Origin of the sequence: Paraburkholderia bryophila (assembly GCF_013409255.1) — a bacterium.
Classification (GTDB): domain Bacteria; phylum Pseudomonadota; class Gammaproteobacteria; order Burkholderiales; family Burkholderiaceae; genus Paraburkholderia.
Map to the genome: position 1 here is coordinate 64,370 of NZ_JACCAS010000001.1, position 12,098 is coordinate 76,467.

The window sequence follows — 12,098 nt, forward strand, 5'->3', positions numbered from 1 at the left end:
GCGAGAACACAAAAAACACTGCCCGGAACGGGCCGTTAGCAACCCAATCGACGTAGGAGCATCGACATGAGCGACAAACAGACCAAGGCCGTGGCCGAGCAATTTCCCGGTGGCGAATTGATCGAAGCGGTGAGCATCGATCGACTGGCGGAGATCCTGAAAGCGGCCGGCTATCGCGTGACCGTGGCCGAACAGAACGGCGCGCTGCAACTGATGAGCGCGAGCCAGGGCGTCGGCTTCTCGGTGCGTTTCGGCAACGCGGTGCAGGACGCTGCTGCGGCGACCGATCCGGCCGCCGTCCGCTATCTGGATTACACCCATAGCTGCGTGCTGCAGGTGCAAGGTGAACTGCCGATGGAACTGGTGGCGAGCTGGAACCGCACCAAGCGTTTCGCGCGTCTCGCCGATCACGGGCCGTTTCTGGCGCTGGAGATGGACGTGATCGTCGCGGGTGGCGTGACCGAGCGCTATCTGCGCTCGACGATCGAACTCTGGGACCGTCTGATTCAGGAGTTCCTGTTGCATCTGCGTAACCGTCCGGTGTTGGCGGAACAGCAGACGGATTCGCGGACGACGGCAACCGTGGCTTCTGCTCCCGCGTCCGCAGCTACGGCTCCCGCTCCCGCTGCATTCGTCAGCGAGGGGACGGACTCGGCAGTGCGTGAAAACGGCACGCGTGAGAGAGCGCTCGCGCAATGAACATCGCGGGTCGCATGAAGGCGTTCGGCGTGGCGCTGCTGTCGGTTCTCGGCGGCAGCCTGCGCGTGAAACCCGATGCGGTGGCGCTCGGCGACGCGCCGGCCGCGTGGGTGCATTACGCGGAACTGGTCGCGCGGCGGCTGCACGCCGCACTCGACGGCGCGGACGGCGCTGCCTGCCGGCTTCGTGCTTCTCTCGAACAACGTGCAAGCGCGGCGGCGGACAACGAGCCGCTGGTCTTGCGACTGAAGACCTGGCTCGACGCGCGTGGGCGCATCGAACGGATCGAATGCGCGCCGCATTGCCTGCCTGAAATCGAAGCCGATCTTCATCGGGTAGTGGTCGGCAAGGGCATAGGTAAAGCACCGCCGCGCGACATGATTCAGCCGATCGTCGTGCAGTTGGGCGGCCATGCAGCAATGAACCGGTCGGCCGAATCGTAGGTCGCGATTCTGGCCGCCGTGCAGAGGGCACGTCCCAACCGAGGCGCGTGCCGGTGATGACAGCATTCAGGTAACCGCAGGAGTCGTGGTGAAGAAATTCGTACTGGCAGGATGGCTTGTGTCGATGATGCCGCTCGTCGCGATGGCGCAAAGCGATGTGATCGCCAACGCGCCTCAGGCGTCGGTCACGCAGGCCGATATCGAAAGGCTGCTGAAGTCGCTCAATCCCGACGGACGCACGCGGCTCGCGGCGGACCCCGGCGCGATGGATCAACTCGTGCGCTCGACGCTGGCGCAGAAAGCGGTGCTCGCCGAAGCCAAGGCGAAGGGCTGGGACAAGCAGCCGCAAGTGCGCACGGCGCTGGAGCAGGCCCAGCGCGATGTGGTGGTTCGCAGCTATCTCGCTTCGGTGAATGCACCGCCGGCGGATTATCCGTCCGACGCGGAAATCCAGTCGGCGTACGACCAGAATCAGTCGGCGTTCACCGCGCCGCGCGCACTGCATCTCGCGCAGATTTATCTTGAAGCACCGGCTAATTCGGACGCGGCGACGCTCGAGAAAATCCGCAAGCAGGCGGCCGATCTCGCCGGCCGCGCGCGTGGTGGAGACTTTGCCGCGCTCGCCAAGGCGAATTCGCAGGACAAGACCAGCGCGGCGAACGGCGGCGACATGGGGGTCGTGCCCGAGACGATGCTGTTGCCCGCCATCCGTCAGGCCGCCGACGCGCTCAAACCCGGTCAGGTGTCCGCGCCGGTTCAGACGCCGAGCGGTTTTCACGTCGTCAAACTGATCGACGTGAAGGGCGCGACGCTGCGTCCGCTCGCCGACGTCAAGGAACAGATTCGCACGACGTTGCGCGCGCAACGTTTGCAGCAGAACGTTCAGGCCTATGTCGCGAAGCTGGCCGGCAATACGCCGATCAACGAGGACGCGTTGAAAAAGGCGTTGGCCGCGGCGCAGTGATCGACGCGGCCGGCAGGTCCGGTTTGTGTTGAAGCGGACTTCGCGCGGGTATCTCGCGCGAAGTGGCGTAGCGGTGCGCGAACGCGCGAAGTGTCGCCGACAGGAGAGAGCAATGAATCTGCGTCGATTGATCGTTGTGGTGCTCGTTGCGTCGGCATCGGTATTGGTATTGGCCGGCGCGGTCCATGCGCAAGGCGGCGCGACGCGTGCGAGTTCTTCCGGCGCGGCGGCGTCGGCGACGAAGCCGGTGTGCGTGGATGCTGAAGTGGACGGCCAGCGCGCACTGTCGTACGACTGCCTGAGCTCACAGCTGAAGCCGAAGCCGACGGTGCAGGCCGGTGCGTCGCAGACGGCGGCGGAAGCCGCGGCTAACGCGCCGTCGAACCGGCTCGGCACGTTCAATCTGTCCACCGAACGTAACCGGTTCGGCACGAACTGGGGCAATTCGGTGACGCCGCAGCGTCCCGCCGCGCCGGTCGCGGTGCCGCCGAAATGATGCATGACCCCATGCGTGAATTCGGCGAGGACGACCGGCAGGACGACGCCTCGTCGAGTGAGGGCGCCGTGCGTGACGGTGTCGATGAGTCTGGCGGCGATGCGCTTTTCAGCAAAGTGGAGCGCAAGCGTCGCGGTGCAACGAGGCGATCACACAGGAGCGTCAAAGTGCTGTTGTGGGACGAGACGTAGAGGTTAATGCCGCGTTCGGGCCGGGAGCGGCGGCGATGGTGGCAAACGGTCCGGAATAACGGAGCAACACAGCAGGGAGAATACGGATGATGGCGTGGGACAAGATGGACGACGTGGTCGAAGTCGACGCGAAGGTGACTGAATCGACTGCGCAGCGGATTTTGCGCAGCCGGGGCGGCTGGGTCGCGTGGGATGCGTTGCGCGACTGTCCTGACTGGCAGATGGGCACCATCGCGCTGGACGGCCGTTTCTCGATGGATGAATTGCGCGCGCTGATTCTCCTCGCGCGTCGATGTGGCTGACGTATGGGACCTGCGGTGAAGGGGCGGATGGCGCGGGGCGGGGTCGTGCGTATGGGTGTGGGCATGGGGACGGCCGTGCTGATGTTGATGTACGCGAGCACGGCGGTCTGGGCGGCCAACCCGAGCGCGGCGGATAACAGCGCATCAACCAGCGCGTCGCTGACGGTGCCGAATTTCGCCGCGCTCGTCAAACGCTACGGTCAGGCGGTGGTCAATATCAGCGTCACGCGCGAAGTCACGCAGATGGGCATCCAACTGCCGCCCGGCATCGCGCCCGGCAATCCGCTGGCTCCGTTTCTCGCGCGGCGCGTGATCGGCAATCGCGAAGAGGTGAGTCTCGGCTCGGGATTTATCGTGAGTCCGGAAGGCGTGATTCTGACCAACCGGCACGTGGTCGGCGACGCGACGACCGTCGACGTGAAGCTGACCGACAAGCGCCAGTTCAAGGGCACGGTGATCGGCAGCGACGCGCTGTCGGACGTCGCGGTGATTCGCATCGACGCCCGCAATCTGCCGGCTGTCGTCACGGGAAATCCGGCCCGCACCGAGGTCGGCGATTGGGTGATGGCGATTGGCTCGCCATACGGATTCGCGAATACGGTGACGCAAGGTATCGTCAGCGCGAAGTCGCGCTCGCTGCCGGGCGAGAGCTATATCCCGTTCATTCAGACCGACGTGCCGATCAATCCGGGCAATTCGGGCGGCCCGTTGTTCGACCTGAACGGCCGCGTGATCGCGATCAATTCGATGATCTATTCGAAGACGGGCGGTTATCAGGGATTGTCGTTCGCGATTCCGATCGACGTGGCGCTCGACGTGAAGGAGCAACTGCTCAAGACCGGCAAGGTCACGCGCGGACGGCTCGGGGTCGCGTTGCAGGAAGTCAGCCAGGCGCTCGCGCGTTCGTTCGGGCTGGCGCAGCCGGATGGCGCGCTGATCAGCATGGTGGAAGCCGGTGGACCCGGCGCGCAGGCGGGACTGCTCGCCGGCGACGTCGTGCTCGGCGTGGATGGCGACGCGGTGGCCGATCCCGTCGATCTGCTCGGCACCATCGCGAAGATGAAGCCGGGGCAAAAGGCCGATCTACTCGTCTGGCGCGCGGGGGCCCGGACGCATATTCAGGCGGCGGTGGGCGCGCTCGACAGCGGTGTTGCCTCGAGCGGGAACCCCAAGGGGCCGGCGCGCATCGGCTTGAGCTTGCGGCCGTTGAACGGACCGGAGCAACAGCAGTTCGGCGTCGACCGTGGCTTGCTGGTCGAACAGGCGAGCGGTCAGGCGGCGCGTATCGGCCTGAAGCCGGGCGATATCGTGCTGTCGGTCAATGGCACGCCGGTCGCGACGATCGACGCGCTGATCGCCGAAATCGGCGCGGCGCACGGCACGGTCGCGCTGCTCGTGCAGCGCGGCGGTTCGCGACTGTACCTTCCCATGGATCCGGACTAGCCGGGAATCGTCATGAAGCGCAATAGCCGATGCAATACCCGCCGCACGCTGTCTCGATGGACGAGCACGGTCGCCGTCGCATGCACGCTGTTCTGCAGCGCACTGGCCGCGGCGCAGACGCTCGATGTGCCGCAGCCGTGGATCGATTATGCGCAGCGCGTGGGCCAGCAGTTCCAGGCATCGCTCGAAGCGAACGACGACGCGGCCAACCAGTTCCATCAGTTTCTCGAAGACCGGGTGCTGAACGCGAAGGCCGATGCGCCGCCGCCCGCGCTGGTGGTCCGCGCATGGATCGGCGCGGATGGGGCGGTCACGAAGGTGCAGTTCGATTCGCTCGGCGATCCGAAGGCCGATTCGACCTTGCAGCAATTGCTGACCGTACATCCGATTTCGGGGGCGCCGCCAGTGGATATGCGTCAGCCGTTGAGGGTGAGGTTGCGGCTTGCGGCGAATCCGGATTGGGGGGCAAGTGGGGCGCAGGCTGTCGCGCGGTAGAGGTGTTGTCGGTGCCGCTCGTGGACGAGATGTCGTACTCCCGTGAGTCGGCCAATATTTCCGGTTTTTGAGCAATTCAACGTTGCTGCCAATACTGTATGAATGTACAGTATTGCGCGTAGACCGTTCGCTTGTGCGAGCGGCTTTCTGATGCCGCCGAGTATTTGATCGGCGGCTCGCTCAGCCGCTGCGTGCAAGCCCGCTCAATCAACGGAGATTTATCGTCATGCCGGCTTTACCGGGTCAGGACCACCATGCCTGAACAATTCTGGCTGCCCGGGCTCGAGGCGCCGCCCACGCCGACAGACGGCCTGTTTTTCGCTGTTTTCCCCGATCCCAATACGGCAAGCGGCATCGCGAAGTTCGCGCAACAGCTTTGCGTTGAAGCGCGCGTGCGTAGCAAGCCGCTTGCGGCGGGTCGTTTGCACGTCACGTTGCAACACCTTGGCAATTTCGCGGGCGGGCTGCCGCAGGCGCGCGTCGACGCGGCGATGCAGGCGGCGGCATCCATTCGCATGGAGCCGTTCACCGTCGAGTTCGATTCGGTGGTCAGCTTCGCGACGCGGCCACGGCCGGGACCGTTGGTGCTGGGAGGCGGCGAGGGGGTACCCGGCTTGCATGCGCTTCACGAGGCGCTTGTGGCGGCGCTGCCAAACGAGGGTGTCGGGCATGCCGCGGTGCCCTATACCCCGCACGTCACGCTCGCCTACGGCATGCCCTGGGCGGCGACACGTCCCGTTGAACCCGTCAGTTGGAACGTCCGCGAGTTTGCGCTGATGCACAGTTTGCTCGGGCGCACCCGGCATGTCGTGCTCGCGCGTTGGCGGCTCGCCGGCGTGGTTTGACGATGTGTACGGCGCCTCTGCGCTCGTGGCCGCCTCGACCACACCGCTATGCCCTTGAAATACGCGGAGTCTGAAAACCAGGGGGTTTCGTCGGTCCGCGAGCCGAAACCGTCGCGTGCTCCCTGATAGAATGCTCGGGCCGCAACGTAGTGGATTGCAGATGAAATTGCTTGACGCGCTAGTCGAACAGCGTATTGCCGCCGCAGCCGCGCGTGGCGAGTTCGATGCTTTGCCGGGCGCAGGTGCGCCGCTGCCGCTCGGGGACGATGCACTGGTCCCGGAAGAGGTGCGTGTCGCCAACCGGATTCTAAAAAACGCGGGTTTCGTGCCGCCCGCTGTCGAGCAGTTGCGCGCGTTGCGCGACCTGCAAGCGGAGTTGAATGCCGTGAGCGACCCTACTACCCGTTGTCGTCTGCAGGCGCGCATGCTGGCGCTCGACATGGCGCTTGAGTCGCTGCGCGGCGGGCCGCTGGTGCTGCCGCGCGAATACTGCCGGCGTATTGCTGAGCGCCTGTCGGAACGCGCCGGTAATCTCAATGCGGCAGATGCGGGTTCGCGGTGAGCGGGCCGCTTACTGGCTGTGCCGCGTCGTCAGGTTCGGAGCCGCTCGAATCGGGGGGCGCGCTGAACAGTTCGGGTTCGTCCGCCGAATCCGCACAGTCCGCCGATTCGGGCACGCCTGATTCCCGCGCGGCCACACCTTCGGTAACTTGCGTCCCCGAGATTAACGACGTCTTGCCCGTTTCGACTCCGCCCATCTCCGAACGCGATCGCCGCTTCATGGCGCTCGCCCAGGCCGCCGCCGAACAGGCGCGCGCAGCCGGCGAAGTGCCGGTCGGCGCCGTGCTCGTGCGCGGCGACGACGTCATCGCCACCGGTTTCAATCATCCGATCGGCGCGCACGATCCGTCGGCGCATGCCGAAATGGTCGCGTTGCGTGCCGCGGCGCAGGCCGTCGAGAACTACCGCCTGCCGGGCTGCGAGCTCTACGTCACCCTCGAACCGTGTCTGATGTGCGCGGGCGCGATCATGCACGCGCGCATTGCCCGCGTCGTGTTCGGCGCGCGGGACCCGAAAACCGGCGCGTGCGGCAGTGTCGTCGACGCGTTCGCGAATCCGCAATTGAATCATCACACGTCGGTGACGGGCGGCGTCCTCGAAACCGAATGCGGCGCCGCCCTCAAATCGTTCTTCGCCGAACGCCGGCGCGCAAGCCGGGAAGCGCGTGCGGCGGCGCGTGCCGACACCGGCACAAGCAACGCACCAGGCTCGGCCGAGCCGCTCTAACACAACGACATCGAACGGACTTCGCCCATGACCGTCCATCGCACCATCGAACTGATCGCGCCGTCCGGCTATCCCCATGATCCGGAAGCGGTGCATCGCGCGTTGCAGCGCTTTCATGCGCAAGGGCATCGCGTCGAAGGCGCGGAGGTGACGAAGCGTCGCTATCAGCGGTTCGCCGGCACCGACGGCGAGCGCGCGGCCGATCTGAACCGGCTCGCGGACCCGGCGCGTGCGTTGCCGGACATCGTACTGGCAGTGCGTGGCGGCTACGGCGCGGCGCGGATACTGCACGGTCTCGACTACGAAGGGCTGCAACGGCGGCTGACCGATCAGCCGGTCGCGCTCGTGGGGCATAGCGATTTCACCGCGATCCAGCTTGCGCTTCTGGCGCGCGCCGGCGTCAAGACCTTCGGCGGCCCAATGATCACGAGCGATTTCGGTGCCGAAGAACTCAGCGAATTCACCATGCAGCACTTCTGGTCGGCGCTGACCAGGCCGACCATGACCGTGACCGGCAATACACCGCAAGCGCACGCGGTCAACGTCTCGGGCATGCTGTGGGGCGGCAATCTGGCGGTGTTGACATCGCTGATCGGCACGCCCTACATGCCGCCGGTGCAAGGCGGCATTCTGTTTCTGGAAGATGTGAACGAGCAGCCGTTCCGGGTCGAGCGGATGATTTATCAACTGCATCTGTCCGGCATTCTCGCGCAGCAGCAGGCGCTCGTGCTGGGCGACTTCTCCGGCGGCAAGGCATACGACTACGACAACGGCTACGATCTGCACGCGATGATCGAGCAAGTACGCTCGGTGATCGGCATTCCGGTCGTCACCGGGCTGCAATTCGGGCATGTCCGCAACATGCTGACGCTGCCGGTGGGGGCGGACGCCCACCTCGTCGCGGATGCGCACGGCTTCAAACTGAACCTGTCGGGTTATCCGACGCTGGCCTGAAGGTGAGGCAGCGTGGAGCAGGGAAGCGGGCATTTTGCCCGCTTTTTTTAAACTCACAACGCAACTAACTGTCAGGTTTTCAAGCATCCGGCCAAGCAGACAGGCCATGAAGGTCCCGCGATTTTGTTGACAAAAACGGCCGCCAATAGACAGCCATTTACCCATCTAATTAAACTGATACTGAAGCTGAACAGGCCTTGCAGCCATACACATTACCCTGCAGCCCAGCACCTTCCCCGAGATTGTCGATATTCAAAACAAAAATTGTTGACAATCTTTATGTCCATCCTATGATGACCAACATACCGAGACGCACATCATGTCCGACACAGATTCCGCGGCCGTCAACAGTTCGAAGCCTGAAGCGATCGCCGAGCGCATCCGCGCCGCGATCCTCGAGCATCGGCTCGCGCCGGGCGCCAAGCTGACCGAAGCCCAGTTATGCGAAGTATTCAACGTGAAGCGCGGCCCGATCCGGCAAGCGCTCGCGCAGTTGGCGACCGACCATCTCGTCGATCTCGAACCGAATCGCGGTGCGTTCGTCGCGAGCCCGTCGCTGCAGGAAGTGCACGAAGTGTTCGAGATGCGCCGCATCATCGAACTGGCGGTGGTGGAAAAGATTTGCAACGGTCACGGCATGCGGCGTTTGAAGGGTATCGGCAGCATGATCGGCCGTGAACGCAAAGCGTTCGAAACCCGTGATTTTCCGGCGTGGATCCGCCTGTCGGGCGAGTTTCATACCGAGTTGGCCGGCCTCACCGGCAACGCCGTACTGTGCGATTGTTTGAACGGACTGGTGGCGCGCTCCACGCTGATTTCGGCGTTGTACGAGTCGCTCGGGCGCAGCCCGTGTTCGTTCGAAGACCACGAAGCCATTCTCGCCGCGCTCGACGCCGGCAATGCCAAAGAGGCGGCGGCCCTGATGTCGCGCCATTTGCAAAGCGTCGAGTTGAAGATGCTGGAGCGCCCCGCACGCGGCGCGGCCGATCTGCATGAAGTGTTCGGCGCGCTGGACAGCGCGTCGAAAGAGTTGTCGAAAGGCAAGTCCAAAAGCAAGTCCGCGCCAGGCTGAGGCAGGCGGCCGGTGCGCGCCCGTCCGTGGTGCGCGCCGCACTGAATTGAACTGAACCGAATCAAGTGTTGCAAGGCGGCTCGTCGTGAGCGCTGCCGGCTTGCGCACGCGTGTCCGTCGCCGGGAGACGGAACTCGAGCAGCGACGCAGCGCCGGTCATCCGCGGTGGCAGGCGAGGCGATAACGACAAGTACGCCACAAGTACGTCAGTACGGAGACACCCGCGGCGCGGCCAGACCGACGGCGCCGGCTTCTTCGCTCCCGAGTGAGCGGGGGAGCGCGCGGTTGGCATGGCCGATGCAACGTCCTTCGATTCGCTTTTCGACGGTCCCTATCCCAAGGAGGAATCATGGCTCAGTTCAGTGCAGCGCCCGGCGCTCCAGCAGTTCACGCATACGGCGAAGACGGCGCGTCCGGCGATCCGTCGATGCCGGCAGGCTACAGCGAGCGGCTCTACAACGAAGACCTCGCGCCGTTGCGCCATCAAACCTGGGGCGCGTACAACATCTTCGCGTTCTGGATGTCGGACGTGCACAGCGTCGGCGGTTATGTATTCGCGGGCAGTCTGTTCGCGCTCGGCCTGACGAGCTGGCAGGTGCTGATCGCGCTGCTGGTCGGCATTACGATCGTCAACCTGTTGTGCAACCTGATCGCGAGGCCGAGCCAGGCGAACGGCGTGCCGTATCCGGTGGCGTGCCGCGCAACCTTCGGCGTGCTCGGCGCGAATATTCCGGCGGTGATTCGCGGCCTGATCGCGGTCGCGTGGTACGGCATTCAGACCTACCTCGCGTCGAGCGCGCTGGTGATCGTGGTGCTGAAATTCGTCCCGCAACTGCTGCCGTATGCCGACGTTCATCACCACGGTTTCATGGGACTGTCTACGCTCGGCTGGAGCGGTTTCATGCTGCTGTGGGTGTTGCAGGCGCTGGTGTTCTGGCACGGCATGGAGACCATCAAGAAGTTCATCGACTTCGCCGGTCCGGCCGTCTACGTGGTGATGTTCATGCTCGCGGGCTACATGGTGTATCGCGCGGGATGGCGCAACATCGGCATCAACCTGGGCGGCGTGAAGTATCACGGTATGGCAGTGGTGCCGGTGATGATCACGGCGATCTCGCTGGTGGTGTCGTACTTCTCCGGGCCGATGCTGAATTTCGGCGACTTCTCGCGCTACGGCAAAAGCTTTCGCAGCGTGCAGCGCGGCAACTTCTGGGGACTGCCGGTCAATTTTCTGGCGTTCTCGCTGGTGACGGTGGTCACGACCGCGGCCACGTTGCCGGTGTTCGGTGAGCTGATCACGGACCCGGTCGAAACCGTGGGCCGGATCGACTATCCGACCGCGGTGATTCTTGGCGCGCTGACGTTCACGATCGCGACGATCGGCATCAACATCGTCGCGAACTTCGTCTCGCCGGCGTTCGATTTTTCGAACGTCGCGCCGCGGCTGATCAGCTGGCGCATGGGCGGCATGCTGGCGGCGGTGGCGTCGATTTTCATCACGCCGTGGAATCTGTTCAACAACCCGGCCGTTATCCACTACACGCTCGACGTGCTCGGCAGTTTCATCGGACCTTTGTACGGCGTCCTGATCGTCGACTACTACCTCGTGAAGCGCCAGAAGATCGTGCTCGACGATCTGTACACGGTCGCGCCCACCGGTTCGTACTGGTATCGCAACGGCGTCAACTACCGCGCCGTGGCCGCGTTGTTGCCGGCCGCGCTGATCGCCGTGCTCTGCGTGATGGTGCCGGCGCTCGATGGCATGGCGAATTTCACATGGTTCATCGGCGCGGGGCTGGCTGCGCTGTTCTATCGCGTGCTCACACGCTGAGCCTTGAGGCTGCAGGCAACAGGAGTCGATATGCGCATCAAACTGATCAACCCGAACACGACCCAGCGGATGACCGACGCGATGGGCCGCTGCGCGCGCGACGTCGCCGCGCCGGGCACCGAAGTGATCGCGGTGAATCCCACCATGGGACCGCCGTCGATCGAAGGCTATTACGACGAAGCACTCGCGACGCCGGGCTTGCTGGCCGAAGTCATGGCCGGCGAGCGCGAAGGCTGCGACGGCTACGTGATCGCCTGTTTTGGCGATCCCGGGCTGTACGCCGCGCGCGAGGTGGCGCGCGGTCCGGTGATCGGTATCGCGGAAGCGGCGATGCACGCGGCGAGCGTGCTGGCACCGGGCTTTTCGGTGGTGACGACGCTGGCGCGCACTTGCGGGATGGCGTGGCATCTCGCCGAGCGTTATGGCATGAAGCGTTTTTGCCGCAACGTCCGGGCCACCGACGTCGCCGTGCTCGATCTCGACAAGCCGGGTTCGGCGGCGCGCCGCATCATCCTCGACGAATGTCGGCGCGCGCTTGCCGAGGACGGCTCGGACGCGATCGTACTGGGCTGCGCCGGCATGGCCGAATTGTGCGCGGAGATTGAAGACGCGCTGGGCGCGCCGGTTATTGAAGGCGTAACGGCCGCCGTGAAGTGGACGGAGGCGTTGATCGCGCTGCGCCTGTCGACGGCCAAGCGTGGCGACTATGCGCGGCCGCTCGCCAAGCGCTATGACGGCGCGCTGGAATCTTTCAGTCCGACCGAAGCCGACCCGAATCCGCGAGTGCCGCGCGGGTCTGGCGGAAGTTCTGCCGCGAACCCGCAAGAAAATGCGCAAACCGTTGATTCGCTGCGGGTAAACGCTACAAAACCGGGCTCGCACATACATTCAGTCTGACACGCACTATCTGCCCGGGTGTATGGGCGCACCCGGGTGTTTTCGCTACACTGGTCCCACTCCGCGCTGGGGTCGCGACAGGTTTTTTTGCCGCTGCTGCCGGCGCTGCTTTGAGTGGGTTTCCGCGCGTGCCGCCGTGCATTGCAGCTATCACCTGCAAGCAGAAGTTGCAGCCACAA

General features: G+C 64.6%; 15 protein-coding genes. All 15 read left to right on the top strand.

The genetic code is table 11. The annotated features are described in order from the left end of the window. Nucleotides 1-66 precede the first annotated feature (66 nt). The 15 genes from GGD40_RS00225 (at nucleotide 67) to GGD40_RS00295 (ending at nucleotide 11,919) form a co-directional block, all read left to right on the top strand. A complete protein-coding gene (locus tag GGD40_RS00225) occupies nucleotides 67-699 on the top strand; it encodes a YbjN domain-containing protein (protein WP_179742429.1) in 633 nt (210 codons plus the stop codon). After that, on the top strand, nucleotides 696-1,142 hold the full coding sequence (locus GGD40_RS00230; protein ID WP_179742430.1) for a hypothetical protein: 447 nt from the start codon (nucleotides 696-698) through the stop codon (nucleotides 1,140-1,142). The genes GGD40_RS00225 and GGD40_RS00230 overlap by 4 nt, the downstream gene beginning before the upstream one ends. An 88-nt stretch (nucleotides 1,143-1,230) precedes the next feature. Continuing rightward, nucleotides 1,231-2,106 carry a peptidylprolyl isomerase gene (locus tag GGD40_RS00235; RefSeq protein ID WP_373565238.1) on the top strand — a complete coding sequence of 292 codons (876 nt, stop codon included), beginning with the start codon at nucleotides 1,231-1,233 and terminating at the stop codon, nucleotides 2,104-2,106. A gap of 112 nt (nucleotides 2,107-2,218) precedes the next feature. Then, the gene (locus tag GGD40_RS00240; protein WP_179742431.1) at nucleotides 2,219-2,602 is read left to right on the top strand and encodes a hypothetical protein; all 384 of its coding nucleotides are present in this window, start codon (nucleotides 2,219-2,221) and stop codon (nucleotides 2,600-2,602) included. 11 nt (nucleotides 2,603-2,613) lie between these two features. Then, the gene (locus GGD40_RS00245; protein ID WP_179742432.1) at nucleotides 2,614-2,793 is read left to right on the top strand and encodes a hypothetical protein; all 180 of its coding nucleotides are present in this window, start codon (nucleotides 2,614-2,616) and stop codon (nucleotides 2,791-2,793) included. Nucleotides 2,794-2,879: 86 nt separating this feature from the next. Then, nucleotides 2,880-3,095 (top strand): hypothetical protein, encoded by a 216-nt coding sequence (locus GGD40_RS00250; RefSeq protein ID WP_257030297.1) that lies wholly within the window; start codon nucleotides 2,880-2,882, stop codon nucleotides 3,093-3,095. Nucleotides 3,096-3,158: 63 nt separating this feature from the next. Continuing rightward, on the top strand, nucleotides 3,159-4,538 hold the full coding sequence (locus GGD40_RS00255) for a Do family serine endopeptidase (protein WP_257030451.1): 1,380 nt from the start codon (nucleotides 3,159-3,161) through the stop codon (nucleotides 4,536-4,538). Between the two features lie 12 nt (nucleotides 4,539-4,550). After that, a complete protein-coding gene (locus GGD40_RS00260) occupies nucleotides 4,551-5,033 on the top strand; it encodes a YbaB/EbfC family DNA-binding protein (RefSeq protein ID WP_257030298.1) in 483 nt (160 codons plus the stop codon). A gap of 254 nt (nucleotides 5,034-5,287) precedes the next feature. Further along, a complete protein-coding gene (locus GGD40_RS00265) occupies nucleotides 5,288-5,878 on the top strand; it encodes a 2'-5' RNA ligase family protein (protein WP_179744819.1) in 591 nt (196 codons plus the stop codon). A gap of 160 nt (nucleotides 5,879-6,038) precedes the next feature. Next, nucleotides 6,039-6,440: a DnaJ family domain-containing protein gene (locus tag GGD40_RS00270; protein ID WP_035545992.1), complete on the top strand. Its 402-nt coding sequence runs from the start codon at nucleotides 6,039-6,041 to the stop codon at nucleotides 6,438-6,440. A 161-nt stretch (nucleotides 6,441-6,601) separates the two neighbouring features. Further along, nucleotides 6,602-7,165, top strand: coding sequence for a tRNA adenosine(34) deaminase TadA (gene tadA / locus GGD40_RS00275; RefSeq protein WP_373565307.1), 564 nt, complete (start codon nucleotides 6,602-6,604; stop codon nucleotides 7,163-7,165). A 27-nt stretch (nucleotides 7,166-7,192) separates the two neighbouring features. Then, entirely contained in the window at nucleotides 7,193-8,119 is a 927-nt protein-coding gene (ldcA, locus tag GGD40_RS00280) for a muramoyltetrapeptide carboxypeptidase (RefSeq protein ID WP_179703983.1), read from the top strand. A gap of 319 nt (nucleotides 8,120-8,438) precedes the next feature. Continuing rightward, nucleotides 8,439-9,191 (top strand): GntR family transcriptional regulator, encoded by a 753-nt coding sequence (locus GGD40_RS00285; protein ID WP_179703984.1) that lies wholly within the window; start codon nucleotides 8,439-8,441, stop codon nucleotides 9,189-9,191. Nucleotides 9,192-9,540: 349 nt separating this feature from the next. Then, nucleotides 9,541-11,022, top strand: coding sequence for an NCS1 family nucleobase:cation symporter-1 (locus GGD40_RS00290; RefSeq protein ID WP_179742434.1), 1,482 nt, complete (start codon nucleotides 9,541-9,543; stop codon nucleotides 11,020-11,022). Between the two features lie 30 nt (nucleotides 11,023-11,052). Beyond that, entirely contained in the window at nucleotides 11,053-11,919 is an 867-nt protein-coding gene (locus GGD40_RS00295) for an aspartate/glutamate racemase family protein (protein WP_179703985.1), read from the top strand. Nucleotides 11,920-12,098: the final 179 nt, after the last annotated feature.